Origin of the sequence: Hymenobacter sp. DG01 (assembly GCF_006352025.1) — a bacterium.
Taxonomy (GTDB): domain Bacteria; phylum Bacteroidota; class Bacteroidia; order Cytophagales; family Hymenobacteraceae; genus Hymenobacter.
This window is the reverse complement of the sequence record NZ_CP040936.1, coordinates 3,622,299-3,641,135: the sequence shown is the minus strand read 5'-3', so window position 1 is coordinate 3,641,135 and position 18,837 is coordinate 3,622,299. Positions and strand designations below refer to the sequence as shown.

The 18,837-nt window shown below is 60.5% G+C and carries 15 protein-coding genes and 1 pseudogene; 6 read left to right on the top strand and 10 right to left on the bottom strand.

Annotated elements, in window-relative coordinates:
* Positions 1-3: 3 nt before the first annotated feature.
* Together FGZ14_RS15410 and FGZ14_RS15405 are read right to left on the bottom strand one after the other, a co-directional pair.
* Positions 4-2,010: a 7TM diverse intracellular signaling domain-containing protein gene (locus FGZ14_RS15410; RefSeq protein ID WP_139925102.1), complete on the bottom strand. Its 2,007-nt coding sequence runs from the start codon at positions 2,008-2,010 to the stop codon at positions 4-6.
* A 35-nt stretch (positions 2,011-2,045) separates the two neighbouring features.
* Positions 2,046-3,923 carry a cellulase family glycosylhydrolase gene (locus FGZ14_RS15405; protein WP_139925101.1) on the bottom strand — a complete coding sequence of 626 codons (1,878 nt, stop codon included), beginning with the start codon at positions 3,921-3,923 and terminating at the stop codon, positions 2,046-2,048.
* Positions 3,924-4,642: 719 nt separating this feature from the next.
* Between FGZ14_RS15405 and crtD the strand changes: the two genes are divergently transcribed.
* Together crtD and FGZ14_RS15395 are read left to right on the top strand one after the other, a co-directional pair.
* Positions 4,643-6,136 carry a 1-hydroxycarotenoid 3,4-desaturase CrtD gene (gene crtD, locus FGZ14_RS15400; protein WP_139925100.1) on the top strand — a complete coding sequence of 498 codons (1,494 nt, stop codon included), beginning with the start codon at positions 4,643-4,645 and terminating at the stop codon, positions 6,134-6,136.
* 59 nt (positions 6,137-6,195) lie between these two features.
* On the top strand, positions 6,196-6,879 hold the full coding sequence (locus FGZ14_RS15395) for a carotenoid biosynthesis protein (RefSeq protein ID WP_139925099.1): 684 nt from the start codon (positions 6,196-6,198) through the stop codon (positions 6,877-6,879).
* A gap of 113 nt (positions 6,880-6,992) precedes the next feature.
* Here the strand turns inward: FGZ14_RS15395 and FGZ14_RS15390 are convergent, their stop codons facing one another.
* From FGZ14_RS15390 to FGZ14_RS15360, 7 genes are all read right to left on the bottom strand, one after another.
* Entirely contained in the window at positions 6,993-7,235 is a 243-nt protein-coding gene (locus tag FGZ14_RS15390) for a hypothetical protein (protein ID WP_139925098.1), read from the bottom strand.
* Positions 7,236-7,247: 12 nt separating this feature from the next.
* On the bottom strand, positions 7,248-7,559 hold the full coding sequence (locus FGZ14_RS15385) for a thioredoxin family protein (protein WP_139925097.1): 312 nt from the start codon (positions 7,557-7,559) through the stop codon (positions 7,248-7,250).
* 114 nt (positions 7,560-7,673) lie between these two features.
* The gene (locus FGZ14_RS15380; RefSeq protein ID WP_139925096.1) at positions 7,674-9,191 is read right to left on the bottom strand and encodes a T9SS type A sorting domain-containing protein; all 1,518 of its coding nucleotides are present in this window, start codon (positions 9,189-9,191) and stop codon (positions 7,674-7,676) included.
* 18 nt (positions 9,192-9,209) lie between these two features.
* On the bottom strand, positions 9,210-9,881 hold the full coding sequence (locus FGZ14_RS15375) for a phage tail protein (protein WP_139925095.1): 672 nt from the start codon (positions 9,879-9,881) through the stop codon (positions 9,210-9,212).
* Between the two features lie 2 nt (positions 9,882-9,883).
* A complete protein-coding gene (locus tag FGZ14_RS15370) occupies positions 9,884-10,570 on the bottom strand; it encodes a tail fiber protein (RefSeq protein WP_308217152.1) in 687 nt (228 codons plus the stop codon).
* Between the two features lie 12 nt (positions 10,571-10,582).
* Entirely contained in the window at positions 10,583-11,239 is a 657-nt protein-coding gene (locus FGZ14_RS15365; RefSeq protein ID WP_257883245.1) for a phage tail protein, read from the bottom strand.
* A gap of 44 nt (positions 11,240-11,283) precedes the next feature.
* Positions 11,284-12,351: a hypothetical protein gene (locus FGZ14_RS15360; RefSeq protein WP_139925094.1), complete on the bottom strand. Its 1,068-nt coding sequence runs from the start codon at positions 12,349-12,351 to the stop codon at positions 11,284-11,286.
* A gap of 199 nt (positions 12,352-12,550) precedes the next feature.
* Between FGZ14_RS15360 and FGZ14_RS15355 the strand changes: the two genes are divergently transcribed.
* On the top strand, positions 12,551-13,138 hold the full coding sequence (locus FGZ14_RS15355; protein WP_139925093.1) for an arylesterase: 588 nt from the start codon (positions 12,551-12,553) through the stop codon (positions 13,136-13,138).
* Between the two features lie 328 nt (positions 13,139-13,466).
* On the opposite strand, the gene glgP is transcribed toward FGZ14_RS15355, so the two are convergent.
* Positions 13,467-15,119 (bottom strand): alpha-glucan family phosphorylase, encoded by a 1,653-nt coding sequence (glgP, locus tag FGZ14_RS15350; protein ID WP_139925092.1) that lies wholly within the window; start codon positions 15,117-15,119, stop codon positions 13,467-13,469.
* 592 nt (positions 15,120-15,711) lie between these two features.
* On the opposite strand from glgP, the gene FGZ14_RS15345 reads away from it, so the two are divergent.
* The 3 genes and pseudogenes from FGZ14_RS15345 to FGZ14_RS15335 all read left to right on the top strand — a co-directional run bounded on the left by FGZ14_RS15345 (position 15,712) and on the right by FGZ14_RS15335 (position 18,823).
* On the top strand, positions 15,712-17,616 hold the full coding sequence (locus tag FGZ14_RS15345; protein ID WP_139925091.1) for a glycoside hydrolase family 13 protein: 1,905 nt from the start codon (positions 15,712-15,714) through the stop codon (positions 17,614-17,616).
* Positions 17,617-17,676: 60 nt separating this feature from the next.
* A pseudogene (locus FGZ14_RS15340) lies at positions 17,677-18,053 on the top strand (GxxExxY protein).
* A 62-nt stretch (positions 18,054-18,115) separates the two neighbouring features.
* Positions 18,116-18,823 (top strand): SDR family oxidoreductase, encoded by a 708-nt coding sequence (locus tag FGZ14_RS15335; protein ID WP_139925090.1) that lies wholly within the window; start codon positions 18,116-18,118, stop codon positions 18,821-18,823.
* Positions 18,824-18,837: the final 14 nt, after the last annotated feature.

The window sequence follows — 18,837 nt, the reverse complement described above, 5'->3', positions numbered from 1 at the left end:
AGCTTACGCTCTGACGGTAGCTTCCTCGGCGGCGCCTGCTTCCTCGGGCTCCAGGCCGGAGGCATCCAGCAGGATGTGGGTCCAGCCTTCGTTTTCATCGAAGTCGGGAGCCCGGCGGCGGCGGCGCATGGCTTCCAGCACCTTCTGACTGAAGCTCCAGCAGGTGCCCTGACGCAGATCAAGCACGCGGGAAAGCTCCTGGGAAGAGTAGTTGCCTTTGTGCGTATAAATCAAAAATACCGCATAGAAGGCCTTAATAATCGGGAACTTACACTTCTGGAGCAAGGTGTAGGCCGTGGCCGACTCCACGTACCGACACTTGGTGCACCGGCGCGAATGAGGCTCCCGGCCGTCGCAGTACTTCTCGTGCCCGCATTTGCGGCACTGGTAGCCCTCAGACCACTTCAGGTTGGCCAGATACACCAAACAGGCGTCCTTGTCGGGATAGATCTGGCTGAACTCGCCGAAGTTTACTTCCTTCGACAGAACCCGGGCCGTTTTTACCTCCTGCAGGTCGCGCTGCAGCTCGGCGTTCAGCTTTTCAATGGCCGCCGACTGCAGGGCCAGCAACCCGTTGGCTTGCAGCAGCTCCCGGTTTTGGGCCGCAATGGTGTCGCTTTGCAGGCGCAGCTCATCGGTGCGCTGGGCCACTAAGCCCTCCAGCTCAGAGTTCAGCTGGTCTTTCAGCTCCTGGTTGCGCTGCAGCTGCTCTACTAACTGCTCCTGCACCTGGTGCTTCTTGCGCAGCTGCTTTACCAGCTTGCCCTGGGCCCGGATGGTAGCATCCTTAATCCCCTTGATTTTCTCGCCCAGCGCATAAGACAGCACCACCACTTCCACCACGAAAGCCGCGTTCATGCTGTACACTGTGGCCGTGTTGGTGAAAGTGTTAATGCCCAGCTTGCGTAAAATCATGAATACCACGCTGATGGCTACCATCACGTGGGCCAGCAGAAAGAAGCGGGCCGTGCGCTGCCCCCGCTGCCACACCCGGTAGGCCGCGTAATAAATCATGCAGTAGGGCAGCAGGTAAAACCAGAAGCCCCAGCCCGAGCTCAGCCAAACGGCATCAATCAGCAGCCCGGCCACGCTTAGCAGCACCACCGCCCTGATCCAGGGGTCGTAGGAAGGCAAGCGCTGGGCGGTATCCAGAAACTGCCGGGCGTAGTAGCTGAAGGTGAGCAGCAGCAGAATAGGCGAACCAGCCGTAATTATCTGGTTCAGCACCGGGTGTCCCGGCCACAGATACTGAAACCCCAGCCCATCTTCCGACATAAATACCAGGCTGCAGCTGAGCACGTACAGCACGTAGCGCAGGTAGGTTTGCTCCCCGATGAACAGGTAGAGGCACAGGTTGTACACCACCATAATCAGGAGCACTCCATAGAAGCCACCCAGCAGCCCGTACTCCGTCTGGAAGTGCACGGCCAGGGTTTGCTCGGTGCGCAGGCGGCTGAGGAAGGTGGTTTTGGAGTTGGAGGTCAGGCGCAGGTAGTAGGTTTGGGCCTGGTTGGGGGGTAGGGGAAGGCGGAACAGGAAGTTCTTGTAGGGAAACTTCCGGGTAGCCAGGGGCAAATCGGACCCCGTGAAGGTAGGAGCGGAGCCATCAACCGGGTAAAACTCCACGCTATTCAGGTGGGAGTCAAACATTTCCAGGTACCAGTGCTGGCTCAGGCTGCCCTGTGCCTGCACCACCAGGCGCAGCCAGTAGGCCGAGCCCGGGTGGTCCATGGTGGTGGGCAGGGTGCTGCCGGGCCGGAACCTGGCGGCCCACGCCGGCTCCTGCACTTGGGCCAGAGTTAAGTGGCCGGAGGGGTCTTCCAGCACACTGTACTGGCCAGGATCAACGAATAGCTCCTCTAGGCCGGCATGCACCCGCAGGGTATCGGCGGGGCGTGCCTGGGCCAGGGAGCCAACAAACAGGAGGCACAGGAGCAGGGGGGTGCTCAGCGTCAGGAAAGAAAACCAGATAGCCCGACGCGGTGGGAGGTGGGAATTCACGAGCTTCATGGTGCGCTTAAGGTACAAAACGCGGGCGGGTTTGCCTACTGGCCGCCCGCGCCACCGCCATTCGGGGCCGGCGCAAAGCGTAGCCAGCCCAGCTGCCCAAGGGGCTGCTCCACCAGCACGCGCAGGGTATGCTGCCCGGCGGGCAGGGTGGGGGTAGTCAGGGCCACCGTCACCCAGTCCTGCCCGGGCGCTACGGTGGCCGTACCCACGTCCAGGTCGCCCAGGCGCAGGGCCAGGCGGCCCTGCGCCGTCCCGGGCTGCAGCCGCACCTCGGCCCTATAAGCACCTGGCTTGGCAACGGTTACGGTGTAGGCAAGCCACTCGCCGGTTGCCAACTTACTGACGGCAAACCCGTTCGGAGCTTCCGGGCAGGCCGTAATATCTACCCCATCGTTGCGGTAGGCGCCGCCCTGGTTGGGCGGAGTCAGGTCCCGAAAATCGGTGCGGGCCGAAAACTCGTCGTGGTAGGCTACGCCGTCGCGGCCCAGGTCGTAGTCGGTGGCCGGAATGGTGCCGGGAATGGAGAGGGAAGCAAACGGCGTCCGGGCCCCGGCCGGTTGAGTAAGAGCCGCCAGTACATCGGTGTTTATCTGGCAGTTGGCAAACTGCACGTTGCGCAGCAGGTTGGCCCGCCCCTCGGGCGTGAGAAGGTTGCCGTAGGGCCTGACGCGCAACAGGCCCGCCCCTGAATCAACGCGCTTCAGGTTCCAGTGGCCCCAGCCGATGCCCAGGCTATTGAGACCCTGCACGGCGGCGGCAAACCACTCATTGGAGTTTTCGCCGGTTTCGCCTACCCACACCGGCACCTGCCACCGCTCCCGGAAAGCCGCCAGGTTATGCAACAGATTGATTTGATTGGGGTTGGGGTCGGCGGCTTCTGGCGTGTTGGGGCACCAGTAGCGGTGGGCGTTGTACACCAGGTTGCGCTTGTCGGGGGTAGCCAGCTTATCGGGGGTGAGGTTGGTGTACTCGTTGCCGTAGCCGTTGCCTTCCAGCAGCAGCAGGTGCTCGTCGCGCTGGGCGCGCACGGCCGTAATCAGGCGGGCGTACAGGGCGGCTAGCTCCTGGTTATCGGCCGACAAACCATTGGACGCGTTGAGGTTATGCGGCTCATTGATCAGGTCGTACATGGCAATGCGGGGCTCCTGCCGGTAGCGGGCGGCCAGCTTTTCCCAGAGGCGCACCGTCAGGTCCTGGTAAATCAGGCGGCCTTTCGCGTCGCGGCGCTTCCACAGGTCTAGGGGCCGGAAGTTGTCGTTGATGTTGCGGTCGGTGCCCTGGCCGCCGGGAGCCGCGTGCAGGTCCAGAATAACGTACATGCGGTTGGCAGCGCACCACTTTACTACCTGGTCAATCAGCCGGAACCCCTCCAGGTTTTTCGTATCCGCGAACAGGCGGCCCTGGTCGTACCAGCCGCTAAGCTGCTCCACGTAGGCCGCCAGCTTCTGGTCGTTGTGCGGGTCGCGGATGACGGCAGTACGGGCGCGGCGCTGCTCCGGGGTCAGAAACAGGTCGTAATGGAAAGGCAGGCGCACGGCATTGAACCCCTGTTGACCCAGAAAATCAATATCTGCTTTAGTGATAAAGTTCTGACGATACTGGCGGTAGAACTCTTCTACCTGAGCCTCAGGCATGGTGCGCAGCAGCCCCTGCCAGATGCGCCACTGGCTGTTCAGCGTATCGGTTTGCAGAATGTAGCTTTCCTGCAGCAGCCACCCGCCCACATTGTAGCCCCGCAGCACCACTTCCTGTCCCTGGGTGTTCACTATTCTGGGCCCCGATGCCCGAAGTGCGGTAAGCTCCTGCCCGAAGCCCAGATGGGGACCGGCGCTCAGGCAAGCCATCAATAGCAGCCCCAGGCCGCGCCGGGCCGCTGCTGGGCTCCAGCGTAGCCGCGTAAGTTGGCAACTCATGTGCGGAAAGGTTAAAGAGAGGTGGTGGAATGAGAAAAACAGGGCGGAGATACCCCGCCCCTTTTCCGATTTTCTCACTCTTTTTTATCTGGATGCTACCCCTCGCGGGGAACCCAAGGCCAACCGGAGCTGTACCAGTAGGGGCTGGTTTCCGGGTCATGGGGAGAGGCGCCGCGGCAACTCCGGGTTTTATGCGCGCCATCCGCTTTTGGCAGCCGCGCGGGGGGTAGGCGGGCCGGTGGGGCTCTGGGCCTCGGTGGGTTGGCTGCCTTTCGGGGGGTAGGGGCTCGGTTGCGTGGGGCAAAGGCGCCAAGGCTCCGGAGCCCGGGAGGCGTTTTCCGGCGGGGCTGTCATCAAATATATCAGCCGGCGGCGGATAAAAACAAGTGTAAAAAATGCGTTTTCAGCCTATAAAATCTGTTTTTACGCTAGTACACACGCCTTGCTATACACCTACCGCACACGTAAAAAACCACGCTTGGGGTTTGCGGCGGTAAGCCCCGGCAGGGTAGCTTCGGTTAGGCAACAACCAAAAAACCGGCTAGTCCGGGAAATATTCCTGGAGGTAGCCGGGTTGTTAGCAGTTTGGGGCCCGATAAACATTTCCGTGCTGTACCTTGTGTAGAAACGCGGGCCGGCTCGGGCGGGCGCGCCTTTCTACACAAGGTCTGTTTTCATTGTTTTTCGCGCTTCGGCGCTTTCTTTCCGCTTTCCTAGCTGTGCCGCCTTCCCACCTTGTTGCTCCTGCCCAACCCGTAGCCGTTATTGGGGCCGGCATTGGGGGCATTGCTACTGCCGTGCGCCTGGCCGTACGCGGGCACCGCGTAACGGTATTTGAGGCGCAGGAGTCGTTTGGGGGCAAGATGCACCAGCTGGAGCTGCCTGGCGGCTACCGCTTCGATGGTGGCCCCTCGCTGTTTACTCTGCCTCACCTGGTAGATGAGCTGTTCGCGCTGGCCGGCCGCCGCCCCCAGGACTACTTCCGCTACCAGCGCCTCGACCCGATTACTCAGTATTTCTTTGCCGACGGCACCCGCCTGACGGCCTGGGCCGATGAACCCCGGTTTGCCCAGGAGATAGAAGAAAAGCTGGGCGTACCGGCCCGGGAGGTGCTGCGGTTTTTAAACAGCAGCCGCCGCGCCTACGAGGGTACGGCCGCTACTTTCCTGCAAAAATCCTTGCACAAGGCCGGTACCTACCTCAGCCCCGACGTGCTGAAGGCCCTGGCAGCCCTGCCTCAGCTAGGCCTCACCAGCACCATGCACCAGCGCCACGCCACCGCGTTCGGGGATGCGCGCCTAGTGCAGCTCTTCGACCGGTTTGCCACCTACAACGGCTCCGACCCCTACCAGGCCCCTGCCACCCTCTCCCTGATTCCGCACCTGGAGCATGGGCTGGGCGCATACTACCCCGAGGGCGGCATCTATGCCATAGCGCAAAGCCTGGTGCGGCTGGCCGAGGAGCTGGGCGTAACGTTTCGCTACCAGGAGCCGGTACTGGAAATCCTGACGGCCGACGGGCGGGTAACCGGCCTGCGGACGCCCCGGGAAGTGTACGATTTCAGCCAGGTAGTAAGCAACATGGATGTGGTGCCCACCTACCGCCGCCTGCTACCCGGGCAGCCCGCCCCGGAGCGCACCCTTCAGCAGCCCCGCTCGTCTTCGGCGCTTATTTTTTACTGGGGCATCGGGCGGCGCTTTCCCGAGCTGGGCGTGCACAACATCTTCTTTTCTAAGGATTACAGGCGCGAGTTCGACGCCATTTTCCGGGAGCAGACTATTGCCGACGACCCCACGGTGTACGTCAACATCACCTCGGGCCACACGCCCACCGACGCGCCCCCCGGCCACGAAAACTGGTTTGTGATGGTGAACGTACCCCACGACCAGGGCCAGGACTGGCCCGCCCTGGTGGAGCGCACCCGGCAGGCCGTGCTGCGGCGCGTGAGCCAGGCCCTGGGCACCGAGGTAGCGCCCCTCATCCGGGCCGAGCACGTCTGGGACCCGCCTGGCATTGAGGCGCGTACGTCCTCGTTCGGGGGGGCCTTATATGGCAGCTCCAGCAACAACACGCTGGCCGCTTTCCTGCGCCACCCCAACTTCTCCCGGAAGCTGGAAGGCCTGTACTTTTGCGGCGGCTCGGTGCATCCGGGCGGCGGTATTCCGCTGTGCCTGCTTTCGGCCCGTATTGTTTCCGACCTGATTGATAACTAGCTGCCCCTGGTCGGCGCCCTTTTTTGTCCCCGACCGGCCCGCGGCCTACCCCTCTGCTTATGACCGATACCACGCAACAACTTCCTACGGCTCCCCTTGTCAGCACCGAGGCGTACCGGCGCCGTTTGCGCTGGGCCCAGGGCGTGTTGCTGCTGTTTCACGTAACCGGCTTTCTGGGCCTGGGCTTTTCCGACGACCCCAGCTTCTACCTGCAGTTCGTACCCCTGAATCTGCTCCTGACCCTGGTATTGCTGCTGGCTTTTCAGCCCCGCCGCACCCCGGCTTTCTGGAGCTTCTGCATTGTAACCATGATGGTGGGCTTTTTCGTGGAGGTGGTGGGCGTGCGCACGGGCCTGCTGTTCGGGCGCTATACTTACGGTGGGGCCCTGGGTACCAAGTGGCTGGACACGCCCCTCATGATTGGCGTCAACTGGCTTATGCTTAGCTACTCGGCCGGCATCCTGGCGCGCTACCTGCCCCTGCCCGGCTTTCTGCGGGCCGTGGTGGGAGCCGGGCTGCTCGTGGGCCTGGATGTGTGCCTGGAGCCGGTGGCCGTGCGCTACGACTTCTGGAGCTGGCAGTATGATGTCATTCCACTGCTTAACTTCAAGGGCTGGTTTCTGGTCAGCCTGATCTTACAGGTGTACTTCAATCGGGTAGAGTTTATCAAGCGTAACCCCCTGGTACCATTCGTGTACCTGCTGCAGCTGCTGTTCTTTTTCGGCCTCGGGATGATGCTCTAAGCACCTGCCCGCCTACCCTCTGCTACGCGACAAGCCCCTACCTTCCGGCGGAAGGTAGGGGCTTGCTGTTTCTACTCTGGGAGGCCCCGCCGGGGCCGGGCCAGCCGGAGACTTTAGCTGATGGACACGCGCACCTTGGCGGTGTATTCGCGCAGAGCCGTCTTGAAATCGGAGCCGTGGTCTTTCATGTGGTTGAGGATGAAAATGGCGGCAAACACATGGGTTAGCTGCTCGCCCTCATCCTCACCTTCCACCTCGAAAGCCGGCGTCTGCTCTTCCAGCAGGGCCTCTTCGGCAGCTACCAGGCTTTCCAGCGTCTGGGTTTCCACCAGGCGCTTGATAACGGGCATTTTCATGGGCGGAGCGACTTAGTTGAGGCGGGAAATCAGGCTGGCCACGGCCTCTTCCTTGCTGGCGGCCACGGTTTCTACCAGCTCGCCATTGCGGAACACGGCAAAGAAGGGCAGGTTGGTTACGCTGGCCAGCTTGCGGGCTTCGGGGCTGGTCTCGGCGTTTACATCCAGAAAGGCAATGCCCTCGTGGGCCTCAGCGAGGCGCTTGAACTTGGGCGAAAACAGGCGGCAGTTACCGCACCAGTCGGCGTAGTATTTCACTACTACTTTCTCGTTGTCCTGCAGTAGTTGTTGGAAATCAGCGTCGGTGGCTTTCGTTACGGGCATTATCTGTTGAAGTTGGTTGATAAAACGCAATCGGCAGATAAGAATTATTCTTATCTGCCGACAAAGGTAAAGCCCGAAAACGACAAAAAAGTTTACTCTTTGCTCTTACCGGGGCTATTCGCGTACCAACCGGGTCCGGAGCACCTGCCCATCTACCGTAGCAGCCAGCATATATACCCCCGTGGGCTGGGTAGCCGTGAAGGCGGCGGGCAGGCGGTTTTCTCCTACCTGCAGTGGCACGAAAAGCTGACCTACCTGCCGGCCAACTGCATCATATATAGCCAGTTGTGCGGTCTGGGCATGAGCAGCCGTCAGGACGATAGTGTAGGCGTCGTGCGCGGGGTTTGGGTGGGCCGAGAGGGTAGCAACAGCCGGCGCGGCATCAAAAACAACGGGCTTCACGGGCGAATAGCTGGCCGTGCCATCGAGGTCAAGCTGGCGCAGGCGGTAATACTGCTGGTGGCCACGGGCAGCAGCTCCTGCATCGGTGTAGCGGTACTGCTGGGCGGTGGCCGTGGTACCGTGGCCCGCCACAAAGCCTACGCGCTGAAAGCTGCGGCCATCGGTGCTTACTTCTACCTCAAATCCTTTGTTGTTCAGTTCCTGGGCCGTGGCCCAGGTAAGCACGGCATTGCGGCCCTGGGCCACGGCGGCAAACAGGTTAAGCTGCACCGGCAAGGGGCGGATAATATCGGCCGCCGCGAAGATTCCGTAGGTGTTTCGCGCTTCCGTGGTCAGGGTATTATCCAGGGTATTTACGCTCCCCTGGGAGCCCTCCCAGCCTGCACCGCTCCAGCGCTGCAGGCGCAGGCGGCTTTCCATAATAGTGTTGGGCAGCGCACTCCACTCCGCCTCCTGGTACCCGAAGGTGAGGGTGGCGGTGGGGGCCACGGTGTAGTTGGCGGGCTGCACTATCCAGTACCGGTCGAGGGCGTAGGCGGCATTGCCCTGCAGCGAAGTAACCCCCATTGGCAGGGGCAGATTGCCGGCCGCGGGATAGGTAGTGAATGTGAGGCTGCCACTGCCGCTACCGGCGGCCGTAATGGTTGCACTCATCGGCAGGCTCGTGGTGCCGCTGCTCATGGGCGCGTAGTACGTGCCGGTATTCGAGCCGATAACCCAAACCAGCCGGCCGTAGCCAGTGGTGCCGTTGGTTTCAGCCACCAAGGCGCCAGTTGTGCGGCTCAGGGCCGATGCGGCGCCGTTATCGAGCGTGAGCGTGCGCGAGTTCAGCTGCAACTGCGTGGCGCCGAGGGTAAGCACGCCCCCGCTGCTACCCACCGACATATCGGAGGTTAGCTTTACCGGACCGGCTGCGCCGCTCACGTTCAGGTCGTGAAACAGGGTAGGGCTACTGCCTCCTATCTGCTGGTCCGCCGTGCCCACAAGCTGTACCGTACCAGTAGCGGCGGAAAGCGCCGGCCTGGCGGCATTGTTTTCCCAGTTACCGGTTAGGCTTAGCGTGCCCGCGTTGTTGATGGTGCCACTGCCACTGATGCTTACGTCGCCGACTACTGCCACCTGCGCCCCAGCCTGAATGGCAATAACGGCGCCCTGGTTAGTCAGGCCCTGGCTGGCACCAGGTAAGGCAAACAGTAGTAAAAGCCCTCCAATGGGTAGAAAGTGTTTCATAGAAAAAGCCGGAAGCTGCTACTGGCGCGGTGGAAAAATTCCCTGCATGGCAATCAGGTAATGAAGGGTAAGGTAGGGCTGCATATTGTTGTGCCCGGCGGCGGCCCCAACCGCTCCGTTGGCCGTGAAGCCTGTGCCGGAGGCGTTGTACTGGGGCTCGCCGGAGCCGTTGCTGGCCAGGTAGGCGTTTTCGGGGGAGCCCGTGGTGCCCAGCTCCGTGCTGTAGGTTAGGGCCAGGGTATGCGTGTGCGCCGGCACTTCCTGGACTTGCAGGGCCACGGCGCTCTCGCCACCCATATGACCCAGGTCGTAGTTGCTGAGGCCAGCCCCCTGGCCGGCCCCAACGGCAACCCGCCCGTTCAGGTCAGGCAGCGCAAAGTTGGTTTTGCCATTGCCGCCATAGGTTGTGCCCAGCAAGGCAAACAAGGCCGTATTCTGCGAAAGCGGCAGCAGCTGGCCGTCGCAGCGGGCATAGCCGACGGGTACGAAGTTGAAGGGCACCGCAATTATCTCCCCCAAAAACACTCCACTGCCCCCGGAGAGCGTGCCGGCCGCCGCCGGCGTGGCCTTACCCAGCAGCGCCTGCAGGGGCCCAGCCAGGAAGCTGCCGGCCACTACTCCGGACAGGCGCTTAAGCCAGCTCCGGCGGGTAGGCTGGGTGGTAGAATAAGGCGTAGGTGAGGATGGCATGACTAGTTAGGACTGGGGAAAATGCCCTGAAGGCTGATGATGTAGTTGAGGCATATGCTGGGCTGCATGTTGGTATGCGCCTGGCTACCCCCTGCCATACTCGAAACGTTGACGGGAGGAGTTGCCACCGAGGAGCTGGCCAGCGCCGTGTTAACATCGTAGCCAAACTGGGGAGCCCCACCGCCGTTATCGGCCAAGTAATGATGTACAGTGGGGCCCGAGGCACCCGAAAGCGGCGTAGTGCCGGTGGCGGGGCTGGCTTTCATGGCGTGTATGTGGGCCGGAATCTCCGTGGCCAGGAGCGTATGCGCCTGCTCGCCGCCTCTCTGACCCAGCGTCAGACCTTCTCCAGCGCTGACAATAACCCGACCCCGCAGGTCGGGAAGGGCAAAGTTGGTTTGTCCGTTCCCGCCGTAGGTAGTACCCAACAGGGCAAACAGGGCCTGATTTTGGTTAATGGGTAGCAGCTGACCATGGCACAGGGCCCAGCCTTTAGGGGCGAAGTTGAAGGAAACCAGCATAATCTCCGACAGAAAGGGCTCGGTGCCCTGAACGGAAGCGACACGCTGGGCGCCGGCCGCCGCCTGGCTTTTGCCTAGCAGCAAGCTGCCGCCCAGCACCCCGCCCAGCTTTTTAAGCCAGCTCCGCCGGGAAGAGCCGCCGGCTGGTATAGTAGGTAATACAGACATGGTGTGGAAGGCTTAGGTCTGGGAAGGAAAAACCCCGTACAGCGAAATGATGTAGTTGACGGCCAGGTAAGGCTGCATATTCTCGTGGGGCTGGCTGCCACCCACTACCCCCAGGGTCTGGGTGGGTTGCACGACCAGGTTGGTGGTGGCCTGCGTGTACTGAGCCGAGCCCGTACCGCTGTTGGCAGGCACGGCGCCCACCGGCGAGGCCGTGGTGCCGGGAGCCGTGCTGGCCCCCGGCGTATGGCTATGCACTGGAATCTGCAGGGTCGTGAGCGTCACGGTTTCTACTCCCACCATTTCTCCCATCGTGTAGCCTGTACTCAGGCCCGGACCTAGGCCCTGATGTAGCGGTACCCGCCCCTGCAGGTTGGGTAAGCAGAAGGTTTTCTGCCCGTCGCCGCCGTAGGTAGTACCAATCAGCTGATATAAGGACTCATTTTCAGAGATGGGCATCTGCCGGCCATCACAAAACTCCCAACCAGCCGGAGCGAAATTGCCAGCGAAAATGGCTATTTCGCCTATGTAGGGCGCACTAGCGCTGGTGCGCATGGACACCAGCGCCTGGGGTGGGTTTGAGGTAGCGGGCCGCAGCCAGCTTTGAAAGCGTTGAAAAAGCGAGCGGCGCGTACCGGCCTGGCCGGACGCGGAAGAAGTGAAGTCAGCCATAAAACTAGCGGAACCCGAAGGAGAACAACGAAGGAAACAGCCGCTTACGACTCGCGGCGCCAGGCCCCGTTGGTATAGATGTAGCGGGCCGCATACTTCGGCAGAATATTGCCCGTGCCGCTGCCCGAGGTTATTGGCAGGTACTCATTGTCGCTGTTGACGATAACCAGGCGCTGGCCCTCCGTGCCCGTCCCCAGCGTTACGGCACCAATGGTGGCGCTGTTATTATTGGTGTACACGATGTTGGTTACCCCCGGGTTCACGGTTACGGCAGTGGTAGGAGCCGCCGCCACAGAGTTGCTTTCGGCGGTGTAGTTGCCGGCGCCTACCGTAGCCCAGCCCGAGGTGGTGTATTGGTACAGGCCCGGCGTATTGTCCGTCTGGATAATGAGCAGACCCACGGCCGGGCTGCTGATGCTGTTGCGCTGGTCCTGGCTCATGCGCGGCGGCAGCAGGCCTTTGCTGGTGCTGTTTATTTCCAGCAAGGCCGAAGTGGCCGTGGGGGCGCTGCCCACACTCACGGCTCCTGTGCCCTTGGGCTGCAAAATCAGATCCTGGTTGGCACCGGAGCCGGCCGCGTACACCGAGTTAGACCCAATGCCTACCCCCAGCGAAGCATCCGAAGTCCGGAACTCGGCGCCGCTGGTTGTGGTAAGTGGCCCGGTTACGTACAGGGGCCGGGCGCTGGAATGCGTGCCTGTGCGGGCGGCGGTAGCCACATTCACGTTGCCGGAGGCATCTACGCCCAGCCCGGAGGTAGCGGAGGCTGAGCCGGTGAGAAGCTTGCCGTTCAGGTTCAGGTTTTGGGTGGCCGTATGGTCGCCGAGGTTATCGGCCACCATGCGCACCCAGCTGGTGGCCGTACGCTGGTAAATGCCAGGTGTGTTGTCGGTCTGATACACAATCAGGCCCTCGGCGGGGGTTACAATGGCGTCGCGCTGGGCCAGCGTCAGGCGCGGGGGTAGCAGGCCTTTGCTGGTGCTGCTGATGTCGAGCGCAGCGGAGGCATTGGGAACGGCAACGCCGATTCCTACGCTGCCGGTTTGGGCCCGGACGGTGCCGGCCATAGTAATGAGCCCAGCCAGCAAAGCATAGCGTAGCGGTGTTTTCATGCAAGAAAATAGGTGTGGAAAAGAAGGGTAACGGAGCAAGTCTGCCTACCGCAGCTCTATCAAAGGTAAGGAGTAAGGCGGCAACAAAAAATTATATATTATAGAATTACTATACTATTATCTACCTCATTCTCTGTCCAGAAACCAAGCCCTGATAACTTCGTTAGCTACCTACTTCCTTCTTACTTCCTGCCCCTCTATGCAGTCTATAGTGTTCTTCGGCGACTCGCTTACGGCCGGCTACCAGCTACGCGCCAGCGAGTCGTTTCCGGCCCGTATTCAAGAAAAAATCGACGCCCTGGCTCTGCCTTACAAAGCGTACAACTACGGTGTTAGCGGCGAAACCACGGCCGGGGGTCGTCAGCGCATCAGCTCGGTGCTGGGCCGTTTTGAGCAGATTGATGTGTTTGTACTGGAGCTAGGCGCTAACGATGGTCTGCGTGGCATTCCGGTCCGCGAAACCACCCAGAACCTGCAGTTTATTCTGGACGAGGTCCGCCGCGCCCACCCCGAGGCGCGCGTGGTGCTGGTGGGCCTGGAGTTCCCTTTTGATCTGGGGCCCCTGGCCACCCTGGGCGGGGGCCGCATGGGCCACTATGCCCAGGAGTTCAAGGCGTTGTTCCGCCAGCTCGCCGAAAAAAACGAGGTAGCCTTCGTGCCTTTCCTGCTTCAGGGTGTCATCGGCCAGCGCCACCTCAACCTACCCGACGGTGTGCACCCCAACGCCGAGGGCCAGAAGATTCTGGCCAGCAACGTATGGGCGGTGCTGCAGGGGGTGTTGAAGTGATGAGGTGATGAGGTGATGAGGTGAGGAAGTGATGAGGTGATGAGGTGACAAGTGGCAGGTGACAGGTGAGACGTGTCATGGCGAGGCGGAGCCGACGCCATTCGTCCTGACCAGCGCCCTACCCCCTGAAACGTGACAAACCCTCTTCGTCTCTGGACGGTGACTTAAAATTCCCTACCCCCTGAAACACAACAAACCCTTCCCGCACCACACGAGAAGGATTTGTCACGTTTCAGGGGGTAGGGGCTTCAGTCAGGAAGGATGGCGTCGGCTCCGCCTCGCCATGACACCGTTCACCTGTCACCATTTACCTCATCACCTCATCACCCTATTTCACCTTGTACATCCGCTCGTAGTACTCGGTGGCCATGCGGTGCGACTCGAACTCGGGCTCCACTTCGCGCATGCCGGTTTTTACCAGCTCCAGGAACTTCTCAGGCTGGCCGTAATAGAGCGGAACAATTTCGTTTTCGAGCACATCCAGCACGTTCGTGGCCTCGATGTCGTCCTTTTCTTCGTCGGGCTTGGTAATGTCGGTGTGCCCGATGATGAAGCCGTTTTCGCCGTGGCGCACAAACTCCGGAATCCAGCCATCGGCAATGCTCAGGGAGGCCGAGGCGTTCATGGCGGCCGTCATGCCCGAGGTTCCGGACGCCTCGCGGGGGTAGCGCGGGGTGTTCAGCCAAATGTCGGAGCCTTTCTTCAGGGCCGCCGACAACGCCAACTCGTAGCCCGTTAGTACGGCGCAATTTTTCAGATTTTTGGTTTTCTCGATGATGCTGTTGAACAGCCCAATAGCACCGAAATCCTTGGGGTAGGGCTTACCCGCCCAAATCACCTGCACGGGGCGCTCCGAGTTATTTACGATTTCCAGGAACCGCTCGAAGTGGCGCAGAATCAGGTCGGCGCGCTTGTAGCCGGCAAAGCGGCGGGCCCACACCACGGTCAGGACCTCGGGGTCGAGGAGGGTACCGGTCTGGTCGGCCACGATGTCGAAGAGCTGCTTTTTCAGCTCCCGCTTCCGGGCCTTCAGGGCCTTGTCGTCGCCGGCTTCCAGGGCGGCATGCAGTTGCTTGTCGCGCCAGTAGGTGCCGTTCTGGGAGTTGGTAATGGCAATAATGGGGCTGATGCCGGCGTAGTGCCCCCACATGTCGTTGGCTACCTCGCCGTGCACCTTGGACACGCCGTTGCTGATGCGCGAAAAACGCAGGGCCGTGAGTGTGTAGTTCAGGCTCTCGTTTTCCACTAGGCCTAAGCGGTGCACCTCTTCCAGCGGCACATTACCGAAGAACGACATCTTGTGCAGCAGCTTTACGGGGTGCTCTTCGTTGCCGGCCAGCTCAGGCGTATGGGTCGTGAACACTAGGCGCTTCTTTACCTCCTCCAGGTTGCGGCCGTGCTTGTCGTAGAGGTAGAACGCCAGGGGTAGGCCGTGGCCTTCGTTGAGGTGGTAGATGTCGGTCTGGCGGCCCAATACATCCAGCAGCTTGCCGCCGCCTACCCCTAGCAGAATGCTCTGGGCCACGCGGGCCGCCGTATCAGCATCATACAGGTGATGAGAGATGGTGCGCGAGAGGTAGTCGTTTTCCGGAATGTCGGTGGTCAGGAAAAACATGGGGGCCGTCCCGAACGTGTCGGGAGCCAGGTACAGGGCCTTCACCAGCACCTGGGCGTTGTGAATTTCGATGGGGAACACCAGGCCCGTGTCTTGCAGGAAGCTGTAGTGCTTCAGGCGGAAGTCGGCGCGCATGCTCTGGTCTTCGTTGCGGCCCTGGTCATAATAGCCAAACGACCACAGAATACTGATACCCACCAAGTTCTGCTTCAGCTCATAAACTGAGCGCATGTGCGAGCCAGCTAGGAAGCCCAGGCCGCCGGAGTATGTTTTCAGCGCTTGGTCGAGCGCAAATTCCATGGAAAAATAAGCCGCCGGGGTGCTGAATTCCGGAGCGGGCGTGTACATCTGAAGGTCAAAAGCCATAAGAGGGGGTAGGACAAAATGAATGTGCGGACGGTATGCTCGCTAATTGAATTCACCTACGAATTCAGACTCAAAAAAAGCGGAAAAGTGCAGACTCTACCAGGCCGCTGGCTGCCAGGAGCCTAAAATGCAAACCTGACACCAGCAAAAGACAAATCAGCATCATCATACGCTTCACCGAAGCCTGAACCTCGGCCCGACTAGTGCTACCATTGCTAGCGCGGCTTTAACCAATGGTTAACTCAGCGTAATAAGCGACTGGGCAGCTAACTACCTCAGAGCCCACTAGTAAGAAGCGGGCGGCAGCCAGACGGCGGCAGAGCGGGCCGGGGCCGCCGGCAAATAGGTTTTTTCCGGCATTCCCTGCTTTGCTTCCAGAAGAGAGGCCCGCCTGGCGGCCAGGCTTAGGCGGAGCGTCCGGAATGTAGTTACTGCAACCTTATTAGCCTGCTGAAACCAGGCGGATAAGTAAATCTGTCAATACCGAATTATAAATCGGTCAATACATCATCATTGAGGCCGCATTCAACAGTAGCGTTTCAGGCGTGGGGGTGCGTACCTTGCCACTTCTGTTTTCTCATCCCACTCGCGTATGATTTCTGCCCGTTTTCTGCCTCTGTTGGCCGGTGCCGTGTTAGCTACCGCCTCGCCCGCCGCTGCCGTTTCTGCTTCTGCTGTTACCGCTGCTACCCCGGCTCCGGCCGCCAAGCCCGCCGGTATTCAGCGCATCGACCCTACTTTCTGGTGGGTGGGCATGAAGAACCCCAAGCTGCAGCTGCTGGTGCACGGCCCGGGCATTGCCAACAGCACCGCAACCCTGCGGGCCTATGAGGGCGTGACCCTGGACGGGGTGCAGAAGCTGGAAAGCCCCAACTACCTGCTGCTCAACCTCACCATCAGACCCACAGCCAAGCCGGGCAAGCTGCAGCTGGAGTTTAAGGGCGACAAGAAAACGACCTACAGCTACGAGCTGCGCCAGCGCACTACCCCCGGCGACCAGCAGAAGGTGCAGGGCCTGACCCAGCAGGATTTCATTTACTTCCTGATGCCGGACCGCTTCTCGAACGGCGACCCGAAAAACGACTATATCAAAGGCATGCGCGCCCCCCAGGTGGCCCGCGACTCGATGTACTCCCGCCACGGCGGCGACCTGAAGGGCATCGAAAACCACTTCGACTACTTCAAGAGCCTGGGAGCCACAGCCCTGTGGATGACGCCCGTCACGGAAAACGACATGCCCAAGGCCAGCTACCACGGCTACGCCCTCACCGATTACTACAACACCGACCGCCGCTACGGCACCCTAGAGGAATATCGGCAGTTTGTAGAAAAGGCGCATAAAAACGGCCTGAAAGTGGTGCACGACGTGGTGCTCAACCACATGGGCAGCAAAAATTATCTGTTCCTGGATCAGCCGGCCAAGGACTGGTTTAACCAGTGGCCGCAGTTCACGCGCAGCAACTACAACTCCTCGGCCCTCAACGACCCCTACGGCTCGGAGCTGGACCGCAAGCTGTACAACAAAGGCTGGTTTGACACCACCATGCCCGACGTGAACCAGAGCAACCCGCTGGTAGCCAACTACCTGATTCAGAACTTCCTGTGGTGGGTTGAGTACACCGGCCTCGATGCCTACCGCATTGATACCTACCCTTACTCCGACCCCAAGTTTCTGATGCAGTGGGGCCAGGCCATGCAGGAAGAGTTTCCGCGGCTGTTTCTGTTTGGCGAGGCTTGGGTGGGTAGCACGGCTCAGCAGGCTTTCTTTGCCCGCAACATCTTCCAGCCCGTCGATGGGTTTAAGTCCAACCTGGAATCGGTGTTCGACTTCCAGTCGCAGGGCGCCCTTCATGATGCCCTGCGCGGCGACCAGCCCAACATGAACCGCCTCTACGAAGCCCTGCAGGGCGACTGGATGTACGAGGATGCTTCCCGCAACGTCACCTTCCTCGACAACCACGACATGAGCCGCTTCTACTCCGTGATAGGGGAGGACTTCGGCAAGTACAAGCTGGGCGTTACCTGGCTGCTCACCTCGCGCGGCATTCCGCAGCTTTACTACGGCACCGAGGTATTGATGAAGAACTTATCGAACCCCGACGGTAAGGTGCGCGAGGATTTCCCCGGCGGCTTTGCCGGTGATAAGCAGAACTACTTCACGGCGGCCGGCCGTACGGGTCAGGCCGGCGAGGCGTTCAACTACCTCAGCAAGCTGGCCCTGTACCGCAAGGCTAACCCGGTGCTGGCTACTGGCAAGCTCATGCAGTTCATTCCGCAGGACGGAGTGTACACCTACTTCCGGTACTCAGATGCAGGCACGGTGATGGTGATGCTCAACGGCAACAAGGAAGAGAAGACCGTGGATGGTGCCCGGTTTGCGGAGCGGTTTACCGGGTTTAGCTCCGGCACCGAGGTTACCACGGGTGCCGCGCTATCGGATTTGAAATCCTTCAAGATTCCGGGGCGTACGGCCTGGGTGGTGGAGCTGAAAAAGTAGGGTTTCGTTCTATCGGTTTTAGCCCGCAGAGGGCGCTGAGTTTTTCGCAGAGGACGCAGAATGCAGGAGAACGATATTTCCTTTTTGATTCGGAAGGCGGCGTTTACAATTCACACGGCATTGGGGCCGGGGCTGCTGGAATCGGTGTATGAGACGCTATGTGCCACGAGCTGCGCAAGAGTGGCCTGGAAGTTAAATCTCAGGTTGCCCTGCCGGTTGTGTACGATGGGTTGCGACTGGAAAACGGCTTCCGTATGGATCTGTTGGTGGAAAACAAGGTAGTAGTAGAGCTAAAATCCGTAGAAGTTTTGCTTGAAGTACATCATATGCAGCTCATTACCTACCTAAAACTCTCAGGCCACAAACTTGGCTTATTGATTAACTTCAACGTTCCTGCTATCAAGTCCGGAATTTTCAGGAAAGTGAACGGGCTATAAGAACACTGCGCCTTCTGCGAAAAACTCAGCGCCCTCTGCGGGCTAAACCCGATAGAACGACCATGACCGACCTAACCGATAAAGTAGCCATTGTAACCGGTGCCAGCCGCGGCATCGGGAAAGCCATTGCCTTATTACTGGCTATGCAGGGCGCCAAAGTGGTAGCCGTAGCCCGCACCGCCGAAGAACTAGAGGAGCTCACCCTGAAAACCCAGGGCCTCGCCATTCCCGCCGACGTAGCCGATGAAGCCGACGCGGAGTTCATCGTGGCCGAAACGCTCAGCCGCTTTGGCCGCCTCGACATTCTGGTGTGCAATGCGGGGGTAGGCTCCTTCAACCTGCTCGAAAACTTTGAGGCCGCCGAGTGGGACCGGATTTTCGACGTGAATGTGAAGGGCACCTTCCTGCTGTGCAAGGCCATGGTACCCCACCTGAAGGCCCAGGGCCACGGCCACATTGTGGGCATTGCCTCCGACGTGAGCAAGCGCACTTTTGAGCACGGCACCGTGTACGGAGCCAGCAAGTACGCCCAGGATGCCCTGCTGGGCTCCCTGCGCAAGGAAGTGCGGCCCTACGGCGTGAAAGTCAGCACCATTTACCCCGGCATGGTGGATACCTACTTCAACGAATCGAAGCCGGGTGGCACGGAGGCCGAGAAAACCCACCTCAAACCCTCCGACGTGGCCCAGGCCGTGCGCTACGTGCTGGAAGCCCCCGCCCACGTGGTAGTAGATGAGCTGATGCTGCACCCGCTTACCCAGGAGTGGTAAGGGCTCCATTGCCC